This window comes from Streptomyces populi, assembly GCF_002911015.1.
Classification (GTDB): Bacteria; Actinomycetota; Actinomycetes; order Streptomycetales; family Streptomycetaceae; genus Streptomyces; species Streptomyces populi.
Genome location: NZ_KZ626844.1, coordinates 29,784 through 52,577 on the forward strand (window position 1 = coordinate 29,784; position 22,794 = coordinate 52,577).

At 67.6% G+C, this 22,794-nt stretch carries 20 protein-coding genes; 13 read left to right on the plus strand and 7 right to left on the minus strand.

What is annotated here, in order from left to right; genetic code table 11:
• Positions 1-612: 612 nt before the first annotated feature.
• The 5 genes from CW362_RS04175 (at position 613) to CW362_RS04195 (ending at position 6,922) form a co-directional block, all read left to right on the plus strand.
• Positions 613-1,647: an ABC transporter permease gene (locus tag CW362_RS04175; protein WP_376453249.1), complete on the plus strand. Its 1,035-nt coding sequence runs from the start codon at positions 613-615 to the stop codon at positions 1,645-1,647.
• Positions 1,648-1,802: 155 nt separating this feature from the next.
• Entirely contained in the window at positions 1,803-3,611 is a 1,809-nt protein-coding gene (locus CW362_RS04180; protein ID WP_103547969.1) for an ABC transporter substrate-binding protein, read from the plus strand.
• A gap of 94 nt (positions 3,612-3,705) precedes the next feature.
• Complete coding sequence (locus tag CW362_RS04185; protein WP_103547970.1) at positions 3,706-4,686, plus strand: ABC transporter permease; 981 nt, start codon at positions 3,706-3,708, stop codon at positions 4,684-4,686.
• A 9-nt stretch (positions 4,687-4,695) separates the two neighbouring features.
• Positions 4,696-5,757, plus strand: coding sequence for an ABC transporter ATP-binding protein (locus tag CW362_RS04190; protein WP_103547971.1), 1,062 nt, complete (start codon positions 4,696-4,698; stop codon positions 5,755-5,757).
• Positions 5,758-5,770: 13 nt separating this feature from the next.
• Positions 5,771-6,922 carry an ABC transporter ATP-binding protein gene (locus CW362_RS04195; RefSeq protein WP_240657639.1) on the plus strand — a complete coding sequence of 384 codons (1,152 nt, stop codon included), beginning with the start codon at positions 5,771-5,773 and terminating at the stop codon, positions 6,920-6,922.
• Between the two features lie 231 nt (positions 6,923-7,153).
• On the opposite strand, the gene CW362_RS04200 is transcribed toward CW362_RS04195, so the two are convergent.
• Positions 7,154-7,888, minus strand: a complete 735-nt coding sequence (locus CW362_RS04200) for a class I SAM-dependent methyltransferase (protein WP_103547972.1) — start codon at positions 7,886-7,888, stop codon at positions 7,154-7,156.
• 153 nt (positions 7,889-8,041) lie between these two features.
• On the opposite strand from CW362_RS04200, the gene CW362_RS04205 reads away from it, so the two are divergent.
• From CW362_RS04205 to CW362_RS04215, 3 genes are all read left to right on the plus strand, one after another.
• Entirely contained in the window at positions 8,042-8,455 is a 414-nt protein-coding gene (locus CW362_RS04205) for a VOC family protein (protein ID WP_103547973.1), read from the plus strand.
• A 105-nt stretch (positions 8,456-8,560) separates the two neighbouring features.
• Entirely contained in the window at positions 8,561-9,073 is a 513-nt protein-coding gene (locus CW362_RS04210) for a DinB family protein (RefSeq protein WP_103547974.1), read from the plus strand.
• Between the two features lie 18 nt (positions 9,074-9,091).
• Positions 9,092-9,472 carry a VOC family protein gene (locus tag CW362_RS04215; RefSeq protein ID WP_103548082.1) on the plus strand — a complete coding sequence of 127 codons (381 nt, stop codon included), beginning with the start codon at positions 9,092-9,094 and terminating at the stop codon, positions 9,470-9,472.
• Between the two features lie 99 nt (positions 9,473-9,571).
• Here the strand turns inward: CW362_RS04215 and CW362_RS04220 are convergent, their stop codons facing one another.
• From CW362_RS04220 to CW362_RS04245, 6 genes are all read right to left on the minus strand, one after another.
• Positions 9,572-10,159, minus strand: coding sequence for a Uma2 family endonuclease (locus CW362_RS04220; protein ID WP_103547975.1), 588 nt, complete (start codon positions 10,157-10,159; stop codon positions 9,572-9,574).
• Between the two features lie 164 nt (positions 10,160-10,323).
• Complete coding sequence (locus CW362_RS04225; protein ID WP_103547976.1) at positions 10,324-11,370, minus strand: ABC transporter ATP-binding protein; 1,047 nt, start codon at positions 11,368-11,370, stop codon at positions 10,324-10,326.
• Between the two features lie 26 nt (positions 11,371-11,396).
• Positions 11,397-12,434: an ABC transporter ATP-binding protein gene (locus tag CW362_RS04230; protein ID WP_103547977.1), complete on the minus strand. Its 1,038-nt coding sequence runs from the start codon at positions 12,432-12,434 to the stop codon at positions 11,397-11,399.
• 72 nt (positions 12,435-12,506) lie between these two features.
• Complete coding sequence (locus CW362_RS04235) at positions 12,507-13,487, minus strand: ABC transporter permease (RefSeq protein WP_103547978.1); 981 nt, start codon at positions 13,485-13,487, stop codon at positions 12,507-12,509.
• 106 nt (positions 13,488-13,593) lie between these two features.
• Positions 13,594-15,357, minus strand: coding sequence for an ABC transporter substrate-binding protein (locus CW362_RS04240; RefSeq protein WP_103547979.1), 1,764 nt, complete (start codon positions 15,355-15,357; stop codon positions 13,594-13,596).
• A gap of 78 nt (positions 15,358-15,435) precedes the next feature.
• Positions 15,436-16,425 (minus strand): ABC transporter permease, encoded by a 990-nt coding sequence (locus CW362_RS04245; protein ID WP_103547980.1) that lies wholly within the window; start codon positions 16,423-16,425, stop codon positions 15,436-15,438.
• Positions 16,426-16,991: 566 nt separating this feature from the next.
• On the opposite strand from CW362_RS04245, the gene CW362_RS04250 reads away from it, so the two are divergent.
• From CW362_RS04250 to CW362_RS04270, 5 genes are read left to right on the plus strand one after another with little or no spacing between them, the layout of a single operon-like run.
• Positions 16,992-18,617: a peptide ABC transporter substrate-binding protein gene (locus tag CW362_RS04250; protein WP_103547981.1), complete on the plus strand. Its 1,626-nt coding sequence runs from the start codon at positions 16,992-16,994 to the stop codon at positions 18,615-18,617.
• Between the two features lie 54 nt (positions 18,618-18,671).
• Entirely contained in the window at positions 18,672-19,595 is a 924-nt protein-coding gene (locus CW362_RS04255) for an ABC transporter permease (protein ID WP_103547982.1), read from the plus strand.
• Positions 19,588-20,610 (plus strand): ABC transporter permease, encoded by a 1,023-nt coding sequence (locus CW362_RS04260; RefSeq protein ID WP_103547983.1) that lies wholly within the window; start codon positions 19,588-19,590, stop codon positions 20,608-20,610. The genes CW362_RS04255 and CW362_RS04260 overlap by 8 nt, the downstream gene beginning before the upstream one ends.
• Before the next feature lie 5 nt (positions 20,611-20,615).
• Complete coding sequence (locus tag CW362_RS04265) at positions 20,616-21,602, plus strand: ABC transporter ATP-binding protein (RefSeq protein ID WP_103547984.1); 987 nt, start codon at positions 20,616-20,618, stop codon at positions 21,600-21,602.
• Complete coding sequence (locus CW362_RS04270) at positions 21,583-22,656, plus strand: ABC transporter ATP-binding protein (RefSeq protein WP_103547985.1); 1,074 nt, start codon at positions 21,583-21,585, stop codon at positions 22,654-22,656. Before CW362_RS04265 ends, CW362_RS04270 begins: the two co-directional genes overlap by 20 nt.
• The last annotated feature ends 138 nt before the right edge of the window (positions 22,657-22,794 follow it).

The following is a 22,794-nucleotide window of genomic DNA, read 5'->3' on the forward strand; positions in this document are numbered from 1 at the left end:
GATACGCATGTAACACGTCCGTTTCGGGGGCTTCTCCCGCAGATCATTTTGTCCAGATTTTGGAAGATGTACGCGGCAGCTGTGATGGAACCGAGACCTAAAGGCTGTGGTCGGTTATCTGGCTCATGTCACATAGTTAGCCGCGTAACGCTCGGGTCAATGGGTCATGCGCTGTGGGGACAGCGCCGACTCACGAGCACAGTGGGGTGCTTGATCCTCCGTCAGGGGTGTCGGAGGTCAGCAGCGCCCCTCCTGTCCGTGCACCGGTTGAGTCATGAGGAGGTACCCATGTGCGGTGTCACCAGCGCCCTGTGGGTCACATCGTCCCCTGCGGTCCGCGACGACGGCGCGGAGTTCCGAGCACGGATCCGCGCCCGCGCGTACTGACGCGGAGCCGGCGCCGTCCCGCCCGGCCCGAAGGACCGTGACGTGGTCTCAACTACGCGCGTCCCGCTGGGGTTTCCGGACGACCGCCGGGCGATCGACGTCTCTTCTGAACCGAACGGTGGTCGGCACGCCAGGTGACGGCCGCCGACTCGGCACGGCCTGATCCGCTCCGGCGGACCGGCTCCGCCGGGTACGGCACACCCACACTTGCGGAATGGGCGAATTGTGACGAGTCCTATCGAGACTGAGGACGGCGCGGAACCGGTCGTCGCACACGGCGGGCGGGCGGCGGCCACGAAACCCGAGGGCGAGCAGCTCGTCGGCCGGTCTCCCGGCCAGTTGATGTGGGCCCGCTTCAAACGGGACCGCTCGGGGGTCGTCTCCGCCTACGTCGTGGGGTTCTACTTCCTGATCGGGCTGGCGGCCCCGCTGATCTCCAAGCTGTACGGCAAGAACCCGTACACGGTGTACGCGGACGAGCGCCCCGAGCTCTTCGACAGCGCGGGCGTGCCGCTCCAGCCCAACGGCGGGATCAGCGGCGAGTTCTGGTTCGGCCTGGAGCCGGGCAACGGCTACGACGTCTTCACCAAGCTCATCTACGGCATCCGCACCTCGCTGATGATCTCCGTGGCGGTGACGGTGACGGTCGTGCTCACCGGCATCCTGCTGGGCGTCACCGCCGGCTACGTCGGCAGGAGGGCCGACTTCGTCATCAGCCGGGTCATCGACTTCCTGCTGGCCTTCCCCTCGCAGTTGTTCTTCATCGCGAGCATGCCGGTCGTGGTCTCGCTCTTCGTGAGTCCGCGCGACGAGACACCGACCTATGTGCGCGTGGTCGCTCTGATCGTCGTCCAGTGGTTCCTCGGCTGGATGAGTCTCGCCCGCATCCTGCGCGGGACCTCGCTCTCCCTGCGCGAGCGGGAGTTCATCGAGGCCGCCAAGGTGAGCGGGGCGTCCCCCTGGCGGATCATCCGCAAGGAGGTGCTGCCCAACGTGGTGACACCGCTGCTGGTGCAGACGACCTATCTGCTCCCCAACTTCGTGACGATCGAGGCGGGTCTGTCGTTCCTCGGCGTCGGAATCGTCGAACCGACGCCCGACTGGGGACAGATGTTCTCCAAGGCCTCGACGGAACTCGTCCTGCAGAACGACATCACCTACATGTTCTTCCCGGGCGTCTCGATGATCATTTTCGTCGTCGCGTTCAACCTGCTCGGGGATTCGGTCAGGGACGCCTTCGATCCCAAGACGGCTCGCTGACCACACAGTTGTGGGCGCCTTCGCCCCGTTCACGAACGGCACTTCCACAGCACCGCAATGTCCGACACCGGTCCGAAGACCGCAGACCGCAACTCACCGGCACCACAGGTGCACTCGTTCGCACCGGTGACAACAGATGGGTAGGAATCTGAGTGATGAGTAGGGGCGGACGCCACGCATACGCCGCAATCTCAGTGCTCGCGGCGGGAGCTCTCGTGCTCACCGGTTGCAGCAAGGGCGGCAGCGACAAGGGGAACGACAACAAGAAGGACAAGGAGAACGCGCAGCGGCAGCAGCAGTCGATCAAGTTCGGCGACGCCGCCGCCTCCACCGGCCCCGCGGCCGAGGTGCCCGGCGCGAAGAGCGGCGGCACGATGGAGGTCCTCCAGCGCGACAGCTACGCGCACCTGGACCCGGGCCAGATCTACGTCTCCGACGAGGGCTCCCTGGCCACGCTGATCCACCGTGGGCTGACCGGGTACAAGGCCACGAGCGACGACGGTTCCAAGCACGAGGTCGTCGGTGACCTCGCCACCGACTCCGGCACCACGACGGACGGCGGCAAGACCTGGAAGTACACGCTCAAGGACGGCATCAAGTTCGCGGACGGTTCGCCGATCACGTCCAAGGACGTCCGCCACACCTTCGAGCGCATGTTCGCGCCGTTCATCAACCAGGGCCCGCCCTACATCCAGCAGTGGCTCGCCGACACCCCCGGCGCGGACTACCGCAAGCTGCTGAAGGACGGCCCCTACAAGGGCAAGCACCTGTCGGACGACATCCTGCAGACGCCGGACGACAAAACCATCGTCTTCAAGTTCAAGAGCTCGCACCCCGACCTGCCGTACGCCCTCGCCATGGCGGGCTACGCGGTCGTCTCCGCCAAGGGCGACACCAAGACGAAGTACGACCGGGCGCCCGTGACGACCGGACCGTACAAGATCGAGTCGTTCAAGTCCGGCAAGTCGATGGTCCTCGTGAAGAACACCAACTGGGACCCGAAGACGGACCCGATCCGCCACCAGTACGTGGACAAGTTCAACATCACGTTCAACCAGCAGTACGAGGCGTCCACCAAGACGCTGCTGGCGGACACCGGCGCCGACCAGGCCGGCATCAGCTTCAACAACCAGGTCGACGCGGGCAACCTCTCCAAGGTCCTCGCCGACCCGAAGCTGAAGTCCCGTACGGTCTCGGGCTTCCAGCCCTACGTCGGCCAGATGAACATCAACATGAGCCACCCGGCCCTCAAGGACAAGAAGATCCGCCAGGCCATCGCCTACGCCCTGCCGATCACGCCGTTCGTGCGTGCCTACGGCGGCACCGACGCGATGGAGGTCGCCGGCGGTCTCATCAGCCCGACCGTCAGCGGCTACGACGCCTCCTTCGACCCGTTCGGCAAGAAGAAGAAGCCGGCCGGTGACCCGGAGAAGGCCAAGGCCCTGCTGAAGGAAGCGGGCAAGGTGGGCATGAAGCTGACCTTCGGCTACATCAACACCCCCGAGGGCCAGCAGTACTCCACCGCCATGGCGGCGGGTCTGAAGAAGGCCGGCTTCGACGTCCAGCGCCAGGAGATCCCGGCCGAGACCTACTACGACCAGGTCAGCAAGCTGGACAACAACTACGACATCTTCCACACCGCGTGGGGTGCCGACTGGCCGTCCGCCTCGACCGTGATCCCGCCGCTGTACGACGGCCGCGGTATCGCCGACGGCGCGCAGAACTACTCGCAGGTCAACGACCCCAAGGTGAACGCGGACATCGACCGCATCAACAAGATCACCGACCCGGTCAAGGCCGCGGCCGAGTGGGAGAAGGTCGACCAGTACCTGGTCAAGGACGTCGTCAACGAGGTCCCGACCGGCTACTACAAGCAGACCCAGATCGCCGGCTCCAAGGTCGGCGGCATGGTCTACGACGACGTGATCGGCGGCGTCGACCCCCGTCGCCTGTTCGTCAAGTAACCGTCGCTCTGACGGGGCCCGGCGCGCTCGCCCTCGGCGGGGCACACGCGCCGGGCCCCGCCGGGCCCGCTGACGTCTGAGAGCTGCCCCTGCCATGCTGCGCTTCCTCATTCGCCGGACACTCGGCGCCGCCGTCATCCTCTTCCTGCTGAGCATCGTCGCGTTCCTGCTGTTCTTCGGGATGCCGAGGGACCCGGGACTGCTGATGTGCGGCAAGACATGCACGCCCGCCAACCTCGCGAACATCCATCATGTGCTCGGCCTCGACAAGTCGATCCCCGAGCAGTACTGGGTCTTCCTGCACAACCTCGTGCTGGGCAGCAACGGCTTCGACCAGGGTCCGTGCCCCGCACCCTGTTTCGGGTACTCGTACCACACCAACGAGGCGGTCTGGGGCACACTGATGGACCGTCTGCCCACGACGGTCTCGCTGACGCTGGGCGCCGCCGTCTGCTTCCTGTTCGTGGGTCTCGGCACGGGCATGCTCTCCGCGTGGAAGCGCGGCACGCTCGTGGACAAGACGGTGACGGCCGGCGCGATGGTGCTCAGCTCGATGCAGATCTACTTCCTCGGCCCGCTGGCGCTCGCGGCCCTCGTCTACCAGAGCCACCTCTTCGACAAGCCCGCCTACAACGACTTCACCGCGAACCCGGCCAGCTGGTTCAGCGGACTGATCATCCCCTGGGTGATCCTGTCCACGATCTTCGCCTCGCAGTACACCCGTATGGCGCGCTCGTCGATGATCGAGCAGCTCCAGGAGGAACACGTCCGTACCGCGCGGGCCAAGGGCATGTCGCGCAAGTACGTCTTCTTCCGCTACGCCTGGCGCGGATCCCTGATCCCCATCGTCACCATCTTCGGCATCGACCTCGGCTCGCTGCTGGGCGGCGCGATCATCACCGAGTACACCTTCGGACTGCCCGGCCTCGGCAAGCTCGCCGTCGAGTCGGTCTTCTTCAGCGACCTGCCGCTGCTGCTGGGCGTGATGCTCTTCTCCGCCGCCATGATCCTGCTGTTCAACATCATCGTGGATGCCTGCTACGCCTTCATCGACCCGCGCGTGCGGCTGTCCTAGGAGCGATCCGTGACCACTTCGACCAAGGAATCGGGTGCCGCGGCCCCGGCGGGCTCGGGCCCCTTCCTCTCGGTGCGCGACCTGTACGTCCGGTTCAAGACCGAGGACGGCGTCGTCAAGGCCGTGGACGGGCTCTCCTTCGACCTGGAGCGGGGCAAGACCCTCGGCATCGTGGGGGAGTCGGGCTCCGGCAAGTCGGTGACCAACCTGACGGTCCTCGGCCTGCACAACCCGATGTTCACGAGCATCGAGGGCGAGATCGTCCTGGACGGCCAGGAGCTGATCACCGCCCGCGAGGCCGAGCTGGAGAAGGTGCGCGGCAACAAGGCCGCGATGATCTTCCAGGACCCGCTGACGGCGCTCTCCCCGTACTACACGGTGGGCCGGCAGATCGCGGAGCCGTTCTGGAAGCACACCGGGGCGTCGAAGAAGGCGGCCTGGGACCGCGCGGTGGAGATGCTCGGCAAGGTCGGCATCCCCAACCCCAAGGAGCGGGCGAAGGACTACCCGCACCAGTTCTCCGGCGGCATGCGCCAGCGCGCGATGATCGCGATGGCACTGGTCTGCGACCCCGACCTCCTGATCGCGGACGAGCCGACCACCGCGCTCGACGTCACCGTGCAGGCCCAGATCCTCGACCTCCTGAAGAACCTCCAGCAGGAGTTCGGCTCGGCGATCATCTTCATCACGCACGACCTGGGCGTGATCGCGGACATGGCCGACGACATCATGGTGATGTACGCGGGCGGAGCCGTGGAACGCGGCACGGTCGACGAGGTGCTGCGCTCGCCCCAGCACCCCTACACCTGGGGCCTGCTGAACTCGATGCCACGGCTGGACTCGGACCTCGACACCCCGCTGGCGCCCATCCCCGGCGCGCCGCCCTCCCTGCTGAGGCCGCCGTCGGGCTGCCGGTTCCACCCCCGCTGCGCCTTCCAGGGCGAGGTCGGGGGCGCGCGGTGCGTGGACGAACTCCCGCTGCTGCCGGCGGGCCGGGGCGGCGCGTGCCATCTCACGGCCGAGCAGAAGCAGACCATTTTCGTCGAGCAGATCAAGCCCCGGCTGCGGTAGGGAGAAGAGCGACATGAAGGAAGACGTCGCGAAGGACGTCACGACGGGCGCCACCACGCTGCCCGCCCCCCGCGCCGCCGCCAAGGACGCCTCGGCCGAGCCGCTGCTCGTGGTGGACAAGCTGGTCAAACACTTCCCGATCAAGGGCGGTTTCCCCGTCCGGCGCACGGTCGGCGCGGTGCAGGCCGTGGACGGCATCGACCTGACGGTGCACGTGGGCGAGAGCTTCGGCCTGGTGGGGGAGTCGGGCTGCGGGAAGTCGACGACCGGACGCCTGATCACCCGGCTGCTGGAGCCGACGGGCGGCACCATCTCGTACCGCGGCCGGGACATCAGCCATGCCAGCCGCAAGGAGCTGGCGCCGGTCCGTTCCGAGATCCAGATGATCTTCCAGGACCCCTACTCGTCGCTGAATCCGCGCCAGACCGTCGGCAAGATCATCTCCGCGCCGATGGAGATCAACGGGATCGATCCGTCCGGCGGCCGCGAGAAGCGGGTCCGTGAGCTCCTCGAGATCGTCGGTCTGAACCCCGAGCACTTCAACCGCTTCCCGCACGAGTTCTCCGGGGGTCAGCGCCAGCGCATCGGCGTGGCCCGCGCGCTGGCGTCCGAGCCGAAGCTGATCGTCGCGGACGAACCGGTCTCCGCGCTCGACGTCTCCATCCAGGCGCAGGTCGTCAACCTCCTCCAGAAGGTGCAGCGGGAACTGGGCATCGCGTTCCTGTTCATCGCCCACGACCTGGCCGTGGTACGGCACTTCTCGCAGCGGGTCGCGGTCATGTACCTCGGCAAGGTGATCGAGGTCGGCGACCGGGGCTCGATCTACACCCGGCCCCGGCACCCCTACACCCACGCCCTGCTCTCCGCGGTCCCCGAGGTCGAGCTGGAGGAGTCCGGCAAGGTCCGGCGGGAGCGCATCCGGCTCGCCGGCGACGTGCCCTCCCCCATCTCCCCGCCCTCCGGCTGCCGCTTCCGCACCCGCTGCTGGAAGGCGCAGGACAAGTGCGCCCAGGAGGAGCCGCCGCTGGTCCGCCTGTCGGGCAACCGCGAGGGCCATCTGACGGCGTGCCACTTCCCGGAGGACCCGACCACCGAGGCGCGCGACGAGGACATCGTGCTGGACCCGGCGCTGGCGGCCCTGGAGGAAGCGGCCGAGGACCAGTAGGGCGAACCGCGGTACGGAGGAAGGGGCCCGGCGCGTCGCGCGCGGGCCCCTCTTCCGTGCCGGCCGGTGCCGCGGGTGCGCGCCGCCTCCCGTGACGGACGTGCCGCCCCGTACGGGCCGCCGGCGCACGGCGGACGTGCTGCCGACGCACGGCGTACGTGCCGCCCCGCTCACCGGGCCGGTTCGGCCGGTTCGGCCTGTCCGGCCGCCCGGGTCCGGGATCCCCGGGAGTCAGGTCCGGCCGGCGACCGTGATGATCTCGGGGGCGGCGGGGGAGAGCGGCTCGCGCCCCCAGTCCCCGTACTGCTCGTGCACGACGAGCCCGGCCTCGCCGAGGAACTCCCGCAGGGCGTCCGCTCCCAGGAACCGCAGCGTGCTGCGGCTCACCCTCGGCCCGCCCCAGCGCGCGTGCTCGAAGGTCTCGCTGAACGTCACGCGGTCCCCGCGCACCGGCGTCTCGACCTCGTGCCGGACCCGTACGGCGTCCCCGTGCGCGTCGCTCACCTCGCGCGCCCGCTCGGGCCGCCATCTCTCCCACGCCCGGACGGCGGGATTGCGGGTCTCGAAGACGAACCGCCCGCCGTCGCCCAGAGCCCGCCGCACGGAGGTCAGCGCCGAGCGCACCTCCTCGTCGCCGACGAGCACCTGGAACGCGTGCCCGGTCATCACGACGAGGTCGAACTCCCGCTCCCAGCGCACCGATCCGAGGTCCCCGAGCACCCACTCGACGTCCGCCCGCCCGCGCGCCTGCACCAGCATGGCCGCGGCGGGATCCAGCCCGCACAGACGTCCCTCGTGACCGGCCTCGCGGGCGCGCGTCAACAGGCGTCCCGTCCCGCATCCGACATCGAGCACGGACCGCGCGGACATCACCAGATCCAGGTAGAAGTCGTCGCTCGGGCCCCAGGGATTCAGCGCGTCGTACAGGGCGGCGAGCGAGACGTCACTGAACGAACGGTCAGTCATCGCAGCAGTCTGTCAGCCCGTGGGGTCATCCGAAACCACTGATCGGGAAGGAATCGGGTGAGCGGCCGGCCGGAAAGAATGGCAGGTTGAACGCGTCGAAGGGGGAGCCCGGTCACGACGGGCTCCGGCACCGCTCACGAGAAACGGGACGAGATGCTGCACCACGTCGAGCTGTGGGTGCCGGACCTGGAGCGGACCGTGCGCTCCTGGGGCTGGCTGCTCGAGCGGCTCGGGTACACGCCGTACCAGGACTGGCCGGACGGCCGGAGCTGGCGGCTGGGGGAGACCTACCTCGTCTTCGAGCGGTCGCCCGCCCTGACCGCGGACCGGCACGAGAGGCTGCGCCCGGGGCTGAACCACCTCGCCTTCCACGTCACGGACCGCGCCGAGCTCGACTCCCTCGTCGCCGAGGCGCCGGCGCACGGCTGGACGCTCCTGTTCCCCGACCGCCACCCCCACGCGGGCGGCCCCGGCCACTGTGCGGCCTACCTGGAGGACGCCGACGGCTTCGAGGCCGAACTCGTCGCCGGGCGGGACCGGGCGGGGAGCGCCGGTACCGACGGATGACGGGGCAACGACCTTCACCGGCAACGGATTTGACCACCGTTCGTGCTCGACACGGCGTTCTTATTCGCTCGACACCGACCGGGCGGCCCGGAATGCTTCACCCCGATGACTTCACAGACACGAACAGACAAGCCCTCGGCCTGGGACGAACGCACCCAGCTGACCACCTTCCTCGACTACGCGCGCGCCACCGCCCGCGCCAAGTGCGAGGGAGTGTCCCCGGAGGACGCCCGCAAGGCCCCGCTGCCGGGATCTCCGCTCATGACCCTGAGCGGGCTGATCAACCATCTGCGCTGGGTCGAGTACTTCTGGTTCCAGGTGGTCTTCCTGGGCGAGGATGACAAGGGACCCTGGACGGACGAGGACCCCGACCGCGAGATGCGGATCGCCGTCGACTTCCCGCTGCCGCAGCTGCTCGAGGAGTACGAGGAACAGAGCGCCCGGTACCGCGAACTGGTGGCCGCGCACGACCTCGACACCAAGGCCGAGCGGGCGGGCCGTGACGGCGACCACGTCGACCTGCGCTGGATCATCCTCCACCTCGTGGAGGAGACGGCCCGCCACAACGGCCACATCGACATCCTGCGCGAGATGGCCGACGGCCGGACGGGAGACTGAACCTTGGGAGAGGCACAGCTGTCGCACCCCACCATCCGTACGATCACCTTCGACTGCACCGGCGATCCGTACGACGTCGGGCTGTTCTGGAGCCGGTTGCTCGGCCGGCCGCTCGCCGACGACGACAAGCCCGGTGACCCGGAGGCGGTGATCGAGGACCCGTCCGGTGGTCCGACCCTCCTGTTCGTGCGGGTCCCCGAGGGCAAGGCGGTCAAGAACCGCGTCCACCTCGACCTGACCCCGCACGGCCGCACCCGGAACGAGGAGGTCGAACGGGCCCTGTCCCTCGGCGCCCGCCGGGTCGAGGACCACATCCGCCCCGACGGCAGCGGCTGGGTCACCCTCGCGGACCCCGAGGGCAACGAATTCTGCGTGGAACGCGGCCCGGCGGACCACTGACCGGACCGCCCTGCTTCCCGGCTCCCGGGTCGGCCGGAGCGGCTCGCGCCGGCCGGCCCGGGGGCAAGCTCGGTCCTTTCCGACGTAGATGACGTTCCGTCACCCCGCCGGTGAGTCACCCGCCTTGCCGTAGCGGCGGAAGGCGTCGGTCCTGACGGTCCACGGGCCGAACGGGACGGCGTCGCCGAAGATGTACGAGGCCTTGTCCCGGTAGCGGTCCCCGCAGGGCTCCGAGTGCACCTCGATGGTGCCCGTGCGGGGATCTACGATCATGTAGTCGGCGATGCCCATGGCCGGGTACTCGGCGAGCTTCTCGCCATAGTCGTTGTCCGGGTTGGACGGGGAAACGATCTCGATGACCGCCAGCACCCGGGTGGCGTCGACGGAGAGTCCCTCTTCGTCGAGTACGTCCTCGGGGATGACGATCGCGTCCGGGCGCCGCATACGACCGATTCCCGGATGCTCGATCTCAGGGCCGTTCTCGCAAATGTAGCCGGGGTGGGTGGCGGGGAGCTGCTCGTTGAGCTGGTTGCGGATACGGCGGACAGCGCCCTCGTGACGCTTCGAGGGGCTCATCATGGCGAGGAAAGGTCCAGATGGGCCGATCTCGACCTCCCACGATCCCTCAAGCTGCTCGGCGTACTCCGTCAGCTCCTCGGCGATCATGCGCATCTTCGCGTAGTCCATGGTCCCAGAGTAGCCAGTTCGATGCCCCCTGCCCCGTCCACGGGAGAAGGCCCGCACCGAGGCGGTGCGGGCCTTCGTTCCCCTGAAACCGGCGTTCATGGGCTCGGGTCAATGGGCCGGGAAAGTCGGTTCCTGAAGGGGGCGGCTGACGGAAAAGGGGTGTGTCAGACCGCCGCCTCGGGGCTTTCGGCGAGACGCTGGGCCGGAACGGTCTCCGTCGTCTCCGGGTAGTGGCAGGCCGTCAGGTGGCCGTCGTTGCTGCCCGAGACCTGGACCAGCGGCGGGGCCTCGGTCGCGCACTTCTCCGTCGCCTTCCAGCAGCGGGTGCGGAAACGGCAGCCCGACGGCGGGTTGAGCGGCGAGGGGACGTCGCCCTTGAGCAGGATGCGCTCACGGGCCGGGACGTCGTCCGCGGTGGCCTCGGGGACGGCGGACATCAGAGCGCGCGTGTACGGGTGGCGCGGGTTCCCGTACAGGTCCTCGCGGTTGGCGATCTCGACGATCTTGCCGAGGTACATGACCGCGACGCGCTGCGAGAAGTGCCGCACGATCGCGAGGTCGTGGGCGATGAACAGGAACGCGATGCCCAGGTCCCGCTGGAGCTCCTGGAGCAGGTTCACGACCTGCGCCTGGATGGAGACGTCGAGCGCGGAGACCGGCTCGTCCGCGACGATCAGCTTCGGCTCCAGGGCCAGCGCGCGGGCCACGCCGATGCGCTGGCGCTGGCCGCCGGAGAACTCGTGCGGGAAGCGGTTGAAGTGCTCGGGGTTCAGACCGACGATCTCGAGGAGCTCACGGACCCGCTTCTCGCGGCCGCCGGACGGGTTGATCCCGTTGATCTCCATCGGACCCGAGACGATCTTGCCGACCGTCTGCCGCGGGTTCAGCGAGGCGTACGGGTCCTGGAAGATCATCTGGATCTCGGAGCGGACCGGCGCCAACTGCTTGCGGTCGGCGTGCGTGATGTCCTGGCCGCGGTACTTGATGCTGCCGCCGGTGGGCTCCAGCAGACGCGTGATCAGCCGGCCCGTCGTCGACTTGCCGCAGCCGGACTCACCGACGAGGCCGAGGCTCTCGCCCTCGGCGACCTGGAAGTCGAGACCGTCCACGGCCTGGACCGCGCCGATCTTCCGCTTGAAGGGGAAGCCGCCCATCACCGGGAAGTGCTTGGTCAGTCCGGTGACGTCCAGGAGGGGGTTCGTGTTGCTCATGATCGTGAAGTCCCGTCTCAGTTACGTCAGTGCGACCGCGTCGCGGTGTGGTCGGCGAAGAAGTCGCGGCGCTGGTCCGCCGTGAGGTGGCAGGCGGCACCGCGCCCGTCCGTGACCTGGAGCAGCGGCTGCTCGGAGGAGCAGCGGCCGTCCGTGACCTTCTCCGCGAAGGCGCACCGCGGGTGGAAGCGGCAGCCCGACGGCGGGTTGAGGAGCGAGGGCGGCGAGCCGGGGATCGGCGACAGCGGCACGTCGACCGGTCCGTCCAGGCTCGGCATCGAGCCCAGCAGGCCCCAGGTGTAGGGGTGCTGCGGAGCCCGCAGCACCTCCTTCTTGGTGCCCCGCTCCACGCACCGGCCGCCGTACATCACCAGCACGTCGTCGGCGATGTCGGCGATGACGCCGAGGTCGTGGGTGATGAAGATGATCGCGGTGCCGAACTCCTGCTGGAGGTCCTTGAGCAGGTCCATGATCTGGGCCTGCACGGTGACGTCGAGCGCGGTGGTCGGCTCGTCCGCGATCAGCAGCTCGGGGTCGCAGACCAGCGCCATCGCGATCATCGCGCGCTGGCGCATACCGCCGGAGAACTGGTGCGGGTAGTCGTCCACCCGGACGTCCGGCTGCGGGATGCCGACGCGGCGCAGCATCTCGATCGCCCGCGCCCGGGCCTCCTTCTTGGAGGCGCCGGTGTGCTTGCGGTACGTCTCGCCGATCTGCCGGCCGATGGTGTGGTACGGCGACAGCGAGGCCAGCGCGTCCTGGAAGATCATCGACATCTTGTTGCCGCGCAGCCGCTCCAGCTCCCGCTCGGAGGCGGTCAGCAGCTCCTTGCCGTCCAGCAGGATCTCGCCGTCGATGGCCGTGCGCTCACGGTCGTGCAGACCGAGGATCGTCAGGTTCGTGACGGACTTGCCCGAACCCGATTCGCCCACGATGCCGAGCGTCTTGCCCTTGGCCAGGTCGAAGGTGAGACCGTCGACGGCCTTGACGACGCCGTCCTCGGTGGAGAAGTGGACCTTCAGATCCCTGACGGACAGGAAGGGCTGCTGATCGGTGCTCGTCACGGGGACGCTCCTGGGGGGTGATGCGAGGGGGTAGCTTGCGGTCGGCGGTTGGGCGGCGCGGGGGCGCCGGGGTCAGGCGAGCCGGATCCGCGGATCGATGAAGGCGTAGACGGCGTCCACGATGATGTTGAAGAAGACGATCGCGCCGGCCGCGACCATCGTCACGCCGAGCAGCATCGGCAGGTCGTTCGCGTCCACGGCGGTCACGGCGAGCTTGCCGATGCCCTGGAGGCTGAAGACCGACTCGGTGATGATGGCGCCACCGATCAGGGTGCCCAGGTCGATGCCGAAGATCGTGACGATCGGGCCCATCGCGCCGCGCCAGGCGAAGCGGAAGAACACCGAGCGCCGGGACAGGCCCTTGGCGCGTGCCGTGCGCACGTAGTCCTCGCTGAGCTGTTCCACCAGCTGGGAGCGGGTCATACGGGTGTAGTTGGCCGTGAAGATGATCGACAGCGTCAGCCAGGGCAGCAGCAGGCCGCTGGCCCAGGCGGCGGGGTCGTCGGTGAACGGCGTGTACGAGGGCTGCTCGAGGATGCCGAGCTGCTGGACCAGGAAGTACATCGCGATGTAGCCGACGAAGTAGATCTGGAGCGAGGAGCCGATCAGCGAGAACGAACTGGCGATCTTGTCGGCGGCCTTGCCCTGCTTGACCGCGGCGATCATGCCCGTGCCGACGCCGATGATGAGGAAGAAGACAGCGGCACCGAGCGCGAGGGAGAGCGTCGTCGGCATGCGGTCCATGATCGTGCCGAGGACCGGCTCACGGTTGGTGAACGAGAAGCCGAGGCAGGGGGCGTTGCAGTTGCCCAGGCCGCCGTAGTCACGCCCGAGGAAGATGCCCTCCAGCCAGTGCCAGTACTGCACCGGCAGCGGATCGGCGATCCCGAGGTTCACCCTGACCTGCTCCAGGAGTTCCTTGGTGCAGACCTTCCCGCACGCCATGCGGGCCGGGTCACGCGGCATCGCGTAGAAGAGCATGAAGGTGACGGCGCTGATGATCAGCAGAATCACAAGTGCGCCGAGAACACGGCGGACTAGAAAACGGAACATGTGGCGTGACTTTCCGGACGGGGCGCCGTCGCCGGGAGTGTGGGGAGAGGTACGAGGACGGGAGGGACCGGGGCGGCGGCACGGGTGCCGCCGCCCCGGAGCTGGATCAGGCCTTCGCGGCGTAGACCTTGCCCAGCGCGATGCAGGTGTTGCCGGAGTCGTAGATCACGCCGCCGACCTTGGAGCCGTGGAAGTAGTTGCGGATCGGGTTGTAGTCCGGAACCACGGCGGCGGTGCGCATGATCTGCTCGTCGATGTCGCCCCACATGGTGGCGGCCTTCTTCGCGTCGGGCTCGACCGTGGCGGCGGCGATCGCCTTGTCCACGCTCGCGTCCTTCAGCTGCGGCCAGTTGACGCCACCGTCGGCGATCTGGCTGCTGTCGAAGCAGGGCTGGATGACCGCGTAACCGGCCGGCCAGTCCGGGCCCCAGCCCGCGGCGAACATGTCGTACTCGTTGTCGAGCTGACCGATCTGGCTGTAGAAGGAGGTCTTGTCGACCTGCTTCACGACCGGGGTGAAGCCGGCCTTGGTCAGCGCGGTCTTGATCGCGACGGCCTGCTTCACGGCGTTGTCCGACTGCTGCATCGCGACGACGACGCGCTGGCCCGACTTGCCGGCCTCCTTGAGGAGGGCCTTGGCCTTCTCGGGGTCACCCATGGGCTTCGACTTCTTCTCGTAGAGGTCGAAGTCCTTGTGGCCCGGGGTGAGGGGGCTGATGATCGTGGTCGCGGTCGCCGTGGAGAGCGCGCCACCGCGGATCTGCTGGAGCTGCTTCGACGGCCACGCGAAGTTGAGCGCCTGGCGCACCTTGACGTCGGTGATGCGCTTGGTGTTGATCGCGAAGTAGTAGCAGGTGGTGTCGACCTGGGTCAGGACACGCTTCTTGAAGGTCGCGTTCGTCAGGACCTTCTGGATGCGCTCGGGGGCGACCTCGTTGAGCAGCGACAGCGTGTACTGGTCGTTGCCCTTGTCGGCGATGTAGCGGTCCGTGGAGGCCAGCGGCTGGAAGCCGAACTGGAACACGAACTTGTCCGGGTACGCGTTGCGCAGCGGGTCCGTCTCGGCGACCCAGTGCTCGTTGCGGACCAGCGTCGCACCCTTGCCGATGCTGCGGCTCTCGATCTTGTACGGGGCGCAGGAGAAGGGGCGCTTGTCGTACTTCTCCTTGGTGTCGTGCTTCTTGGGCACGATGGAGAAGCCGCGCATGGCCAGCATGAAGTTGAAGTCGGCGTGGGCCTCCTTCAGCTTGAACGTGATGGTCTTGCCGCTGATCTCGATGGAGTCGAGGTGCTTGCCGCCGTAGGGGCCCTTGTACTTGTCGCCGCCGACGAGCCAGCCCTGCGGGTAACGCGGACCCTGGGTGACGAAGGAGGCGAAGAGGCGCTCGAAGGTGTGGCGGACGTCCTCGATCGTGACGTCGGCGCCGTCCTCCCACTTCACGTTGTCCTTCAGCGTGAAGGCCCAGGTCTTGCCGCCGTCGGTCGCGGTGCCGGCGTCCGTGGCGAGGTCACCCACGAGGGTGGTGCCGCCCTTGGAGTCGACCTTGTAACCGGTCAGGCCGCGCAGGAACAGGACCGAGCAGGCACCCTCGTAGGAGGAGTAGAGCTGCGCCGGGTCCAGGTGGTCCCAGTCGATCTGGTCGAGCGTGTAGATCGTGCCGCCCTTGACCGCGCCGGGGACCTCGGGGGCCGCGCCGGTCGAGTCGGCCTTGGTGCCGACCAGGATCTCGGCAGCCTTGGCCTTGTCCACGGACGGAGCCTTGTTGCTGCCGCTCCCGCCGCCGTTGCCGCTGCTGCAGGCGCTCAGGACCGTGGTGGCACCGGCGGCCACACCAGTGGCTATGAGGAAGTTTCTGCGGGAAAAGGACATGGCTTACCTGCCTAGTGATGGTTGAGTGACAGACGGGCAACCAGCCGGACGACTACGACCGGGGCTGGGGGGTGGACGTCAGCGCTTGGACTTCGGGTCGAGTGCGTCGCGGACCGAGTCTCCGAGCAGGTTGAAGGCGAGGACGAAGATGATCATCGAGACGCCCGGGAAGATCATGAAGGTGATGTCTTCCGTGTAGAAGCCGGCACCACGCTGGATCATGACGCCCCAGTCCGGGGTCGGGTCCTGGATACCGACGCCGAGGAAGGCGAGACCCGCTTCGGCCGTGACGTAGGCCGGCAGCATGAGGGTCGACTGGATCAGGATCGGTGTCCAGAGGTTCGGGAGAAGTTCTTTGAAGACGATGCGGCGCGAGGACGCGCCGGTCACCTTCGCGGCCTCCACGAACTCGCGCTCCCGCAGGCCGAGGACCTGGCCGCGCAGCAGACGCGCGATGGAGGCCCAGCCGAAGGCGGAGAGGACGAGGATCAGGCAGGTGGCCCGCAGCCAGGTCGGGACGTCTTCGTTGAAGGGCACGAAGAGCGCGTAGACGACCGGCATGAAGGCGATGAAGAACAGCGTGGACGGGAACGACAGCAGGATGTCGATGACCCGGCCGACGAAGTAGTCCGTCTTGCCGCCGAGGTATCCCGCGGTGATGCCGATCACGACGCCGACCACCGTGGTCAGCAGCGTGGCGGCGGTCGCGATCATCAGCGAGGTGCGGATGCCGTACAGCAGGAAGGTGAAGACGTCACGTCCGAGCTGGGGCTCGATGCCGAACCAGAAGTTGCCGTCGATGCCGCCGTTGGGCTTCACCGGGAAGGCGAAGTCGTTGAGCAGGCCGTCGGTCTCCTGGCCGTACTGCTCGTACGGGTTCTTCCCGTACAGCTTGGCTATCAGCGGTGCGCAGACGGCGATCGTGAAGAAGAAGATCACGATGTACGCGGAGACGACACCGGTGCGGTCGCGCTTGAACCGAGTCCAGGCGAGTCGTCCGGGGGAGCGACTTTCCGAGCCCTTGGCGGTGGATGACGGAGCCGGGGTCTTGCCGGTCTCGTCGGTCACCTCAAGTGGGGCGGCCGCGGATGGAGTAGGGGGGGTCATGATGCTCCAGGCCCGAGGGGGTCAAGGGCTCCGCAGGGCGCTCCCTACGGGCTACGCCGGACTTTTTCAACGCAATTCATGCAAGGTCAATAAAATCTCGGTCGCCTTGGTTCTCTCTTTACCTTCTTTGCCTTGGCTTGACCTCAGCGTAACTACGCGTGTAGTGCACTGTGGCCGTTCCGTGTCCGGATTCGGGCCAATCGGGCCAATCGGGCAATGAGTTCGTTATCCGGACGCTCGAGTATCGGAATCCGTACATCTGGTGCACTGGAATCAACAGTTCCGCATCGAAGCGCAGGGATCTGTTGCGCCGAAGGTCAAGATCGCCTGTTCCGGAGGTCAAGATCGTCTGACGGGTCGTCCGGAATGCCCTCTTCCGGATGGATCGCCACCCGGAAGGGCGGAACCAATGTGCGACATGCCTCATATGGGCAGATATTTGGCCCTAAAGGAAAACCGCACCGGAGTCGGACATATGACCCCGACCCCGGCGCCGGTGGCACAGCGCACTCTCGAGGAGGCACTCCATGCGTGGAGCCACGCACGCCAAATGGGCCGCATGTGCGGTGGCGGTAGCCCTGGCGGTGTCCGCCTGCGGAGGGGGAGGGGGGAGCAGCAGCAGCGGTTCCGGCACGGTCAGCGCCTCCTGGGGTGACCCGCAGAACCCGCTGGAACCGTCCAACACCAATGAGGTGCAGGGCGGCAAGGTCCTCGACATGATCTTCCGCGGGCTGAAGCGGTACAACGCCAAGACCGGCGCCGCCGAGGACATGCTCGCCAAGAGCATCGAGACCACCGACTCGCAGAACTTCACGATCACGGTCAACGACGGCTGGAAGTTCAGCAACGGTGAGGCCGTCACCGCGCAGTCCTTCGTCGACGCCTGGAACTACGGCGCCAGCCTGAAGAACAACCAGAAGAACGCGTACTTCTTCGGATACATCCAGGGCTACGACAAGACGCACCCCGACACGGGCAAGCAGACCGCCGACACCCTGTCCGGGCTCAAGGTGACCGGAACCAACACCTTCACGGTCGCGCTCACCCAGAAGTTCTCGACGTTCCCCGACACCCTCGGCTACGTGGCCTTCGCGCCGCTGCCCAAGTCGTTCTTCAGCGACCACGCCGCCTGGGTCGCCAAGCCCGTCGGCAACGGCCCGTACACCATCAACAGCTACACCAAGGGCTCCGAGATGTCCCTCACGAAGTGGGACGACTACCCCGGTGACGACAAGGCGAAGAACGACGGGGTGACCCTCAAGGTCTACACGGACAACAACACCGCCTACAACGACCTGCTGGCCGGCAACCTCGACCTCGTCGACGACGTGCCCGCCGCCCAGCTCAAGAACGCCAAGTCCGACCTGAACGGCCGGTACATCAACACCCCGGCCGGCATCATCCAGACGATCGCCTTCCCGTTCTACGACCCGAAGTGGAACACCAGCGGCGCCACCAAGGTCCGGCAGGGACTGTCCATGGCGATCAACCGCCAGCAGATCACCGACACGATCTTCCAGAAGACGCGGACCCCCGCGAGCGACTGGACCTCACCGGTGCTCGGCGAGAAGGGCGGGTTCCAGGAAGGCCTGTGCGGCAAGTACTGCGACTACAACCCGTCCGAGGCCAAGAAGATGGTCCAGGAGGGCGGCGGTCTGCCCGGCGGCCAGGTCAAGATCTCGTACAACGCGGACACCGGTTCCCACAAGGAATGGGTCGACGCCGTCTGCAACTCGATCAACAACGCCCTCGGCAACGACAAGGCCTGCGTCGGCAACCCGATCGGCACCTTCGCCGACTTCCGCAACCAGATCGGGCAGCACAAGATGCCCGGTCCGTTCCGGGCCGGCTGGCAGATGGACTACCCGCTGATCCAGAACTTCCTCCAGCCCCTCTACTACACGAACGCCTCGTCCAACGACGGCCAGTGGTCCAACAAGCAGTTCGACAACCTGGTGAACCAGGCGAACGCGGAGACCGACACCGGCAAGGCCATCTCGCTCTTCCAGCAGGCCGAAGGCGTCGTACGGGACAACATGGCCGCCATCCCGCTCTGGTACCAGAACGGCAGCGCCGGCTACTCGGACAAGGTCTCGAACGTGGCGCTGAACCAGTTCAGCGTGCCCGTCTACAACGAGATCACCGTCAACTGAGCCGCCGGGGCGGGCCCGCCCCGGCGGGCCCGCTCCTCTATCCCCGGAGCACTCATGGGACGGTACGTCATCCGGCGTCTGCTACAGATGATCCCGGTCTTCATCGGCGCCACACTGCTCATCTTCGTGATGGTGAACGTGATGGGCGACCCCATCGCGGGTCTGTGCGGCGAGCGCAAGTGCGACCCCGCGACGGCCGCCCAGCTCCGCGCGGAGTTCGGCCTCGACAAGCCCCTGTGGCAGCAGTACCTGACCTACCTCGGCAACATCTTCACCGGTGACTTCGGCACCGCGTTCAACGGACAGCCGGTCACCGAGCTGATGGCCACCGCCTTCCCGGTCACCATCCGGCTGACGATCGTCGCGATCTTCTTCGAGATCATCATCGGCATCACCCTCGGCGTCATCACCGGTCTGCGCCGCGGCCGGCCCGTCGACACCGGCGTCCTGCTGCTCACCCTCGTGGTCATCTCCGTGCCGACCTTCGTCACCGGTCTGCTGGCCCAGCTCCTGCTCGGCGTCCAGTGGGGCTGGATCCAGCCGTCGGTCTCCTCGGACGCCACCTTCGGCGAGCTGATCGTGCCGGGCCTGGTGCTGGCCTCGGTCTCCCTCGCCTACGTCACCCGGCTGACCCGGACCTCCATCGCGGAGAACAAGAGGTCCGACTACGTCCGTACGGCCGTCGCCAAGGGCCTGCCGCGGCGCCGGGTGACCATCCGGCACCTGCTGCGCAACTCGCTGATCCCGGTGGTCACCTTCATCGGCACCGACATCGGCGCCCTCATGGGCGGCGCGATCGTCACCGAGCGGATCTTCAACATCCACGGCGTCGGCTATCAGCTCTACCAGGGGATCGTGCGCCAGAACACCCAGACCGTCGTCGGCTTCGTGACCATCCTCGTCCTCATCTTCATGGTCGCCAATCTGCTCGTCGACCTTCTGTACGCCGTACTCGACCCGAGGATCCGCTATGCCTGAGCAGCCGCCGTACGAGGAAGAGGAATTCCACCACGGCCCCGAAGGTCCGCCGCCGGAGGACCTCGCGATCGCCCCGACCGGCTTTGGCGGCACGATGGACCTCGGATCGAGCGAAGCGGAGACCCTGGAGAAGACACCGGGCGGACCGGAGGGGACGGGGCCGACGGAGAAGCCGCGCTCCCTGTGGTCCGACGCCTGGCGCGACCTGCGCCGCAACCCCGTCTTCATCATCTCCGGACTCGTCATCCTCTTCCTGGTCGTGATCTCGATCTGGCCCTCGCTGATCACCGACCAGTCCCCCCTCAAGTGCGACCTCTCCAAGGCGCAGCAGGGCTCGCAGCCCGGACACCCCTTCGGCTACGACGGCCAGGGCTGCGACGTCTACACCCGGACCGTGTACGGGACCCGCGTCTCGATCAGCGTCGGCGTCCTCGCCACGATCGGGGTCGCGCTCCTCGGCTCGTTCCTCGGCGGGCTGGCCGGCTTCTACGGCGGGGTGGGCGACTCGATCCTGTCCCGGATCACCGACATCTTCTTCGCGATCCCCGTCGTGCTCGGCGGTCTGGTCCTCCTCTCCGTGGTGACCAGCAACACGATCTGGCCGGTCGTCGGGTTCATGGTGCTGCTCGGCTGGCCGCAGGTCTCCCGCATCGCGCGCGGTTCCGTCATCACCACCAAGGAGAACGACTACGTCCACGCGGCCCGCGCGCTGGGCGCCTCCAACTCGCGGATGATGCTGCGGCACATCACCCCGAACGCGGTCGCTCCGGTGATCGTCGTCGCGACCATCGCGCTCGGCACGTACATCTCGCTGGAGGCGACGCTGTCCTACCTCGGCGTCGGTCTCAAGCCCCCGACGGTGAGCTGGGGCATCGACATCTCCTCGGCCTCCGCGTACATCCGGCAGGCACCGCACATGCTGCTCTGGCCGGCCGGCGCGCTCGCGATCACCGTGCTCGCGTTCATCATGCTCGGCGACGCGGTGCGCGACGCCCTCGACCCGAAGCTGAGGTGAGAGCCGTGCTGCTCGAAGTGCGCGATCTGCACGTGGAGTTCAGGACCCGGGACGGTGTCGCCAAGGCCGTCAACGGGGTCAACTACAGCGTCGACGAGGGCGAGACGCTCGCCGTGCTCGGCGAGTCCGGCTCCGGCAAGTCGGTCACCGCCCAGGCCGTGATGGGCATCCTCGACATCCCGCCCGGGAAGATCACCGGCGGCGAGATCCTCTTCCAGGGCAAGGACCTGCTGAAGTTCAAGGAGGAGGAGCGGCGCAAGGTGCGGGGCGCCGAGATGGCGATGATCTTCCAGGACGCGCTGTCGTCCCTGAACCCCGTCATCAGCGTCGGCGACCAGCTCGGCGAGATGTTCGTCGTGCACCGCGGGATGAAGCGCAAGGAGGCCCGCGCCAAGGCGGTCGAGCTGATGGAGCACGTGCGCATCCCGGCCGCGGCCGAGCGCGTGCGGGACTATCCGCACCAGTTCTCCGGCGGTATGCGCCAGCGCATCATGATCGCCATGGCGCTGGCCCTGGAGCCCGCCCTGATCATCGCCGACGAACCGACCACCGCGCTCGACGTCACCGTGCAGGCCCAGGTCATGGACCTGCTCGCCGAACTCCAGCGCGAGCTCAACATGGGGCTCATCCTCATCACCCACGACCTCGGTGTGGTCGCGGACGTCGCCGACAAGATCGCGGTGATGTACGCGGGCAAGATCGTCGAGACGGCCCCGGTCCACGACATCTACAAGGCGCCCGCCCACCCCTACACCAAGGGGCTGCTGGAATCGATCCCCCGGCTCGACCAGAAGGGCGAGGAGCTGTACGCCATCAAGGGACTGCCGCCCAACCTGATGCACATCCCGCCGGGCTGTGCCTTCAACCCGCGCTGCCCGATGGCCCAGGACGTCTGCCGCACCGAGGTGCCGCCGCTCTTCGAGGTCGACGCGGACCGCGGGAGCGCCTGCTTCTTCTGGAGGGAGTGCCTCGATGACACAAGCCGCGACTGAGCCGCCGCTGCTGGAGGTCAGTGGACTGGTCAAGCACTTCCCGCTCACCCAGGGGATCCTGTTCAAGAAGCAGGTCGGGGCCGTCAAGGCGGTCGACGGCGTCGACTTCCGCCTCGACCGCGGCGAGACCCTCGGCATCGTCGGCGAGTCCGGCTGCGGCAAGTCGACGGTCGCCAAGATGCTGGTCAACCTGGAGAAGCCGACCGAGGGCGCGATCAAGTACAAGGGCGAGGACATCACCCGGCTGTCCGGCAAGGCGCTCAAGGCCGTGCGCCGCAACATCCAGATGGTCTTCCAGGACCCCTACACCTCGCTCAACCCGCGCATGACCGTCGGCGACATCATCGGCGAGCCGTACGACATCCACCCCGAGGTCGCGCCCAAGGGCGACCGGCGGCGCCGGGTCCAGGAACTGCTGGACGTGGTCGGCCTCAACCCGGAGTACATCAACCGCTATCCGCACCAGTTCTCCGGCGGCCAGCGCCAGCGCATCGGCATCGCCCGGGGCCTGGCGCTGCGGCCCGAGATCATCGTCGCCGACGAGCCGGTCTCCGCGCTCGACGTCTCCGTGCAGGCGCAGGTGATCAACCTCCTGGACCGGCTCCAGGCCGAGTTCGAGCTCAGTTACGTCTTCATCGCGCACGACCTGTCGATCGTGCGGCACATCTCCGACCGGGTCGGGGTGATGTACCTCGGGCGGATCGTGGAGACCGGCAAGGACGTCGAGATCTACGACCATCCGACGCACCCCTACACCCAGGCGCTGCTGTCCGCGGTGCCCGTGCCGGACCCGGAGGCACGCGAGCACCGGGAGCGGATCATCCTGCACGGGGACGTGCCCTCGCCCGCGAACGTCCCGTCCGGCTGCCGGTTCCGCACCCGCTGCTGGAAGGCGCAGGAACGCTGCACGCTGGAGGTGCCGCTGCTCGCGGTGCCGGCCGAGTTCCGGCTCGTCGAGGGGCCGGCCGCCCACGACTCGGCCTGCCACTTCGCGGAGGAGAAGCAGGTCGTGCCCCCGGAGGAGCCGGAGCAGCCGGAGGGCGGAACCCCATAGCGCCACAAACGTGTGCGAACTTCGTTAACACACAGGCAACTTGGCGGAAGCGACACCGATATACGGACGCGGCAGGGTGAACACCGTACGGCCGTGCGGGTGCCGTGGACGAGCCGGGGTGCAGCCATGTCACCCCGG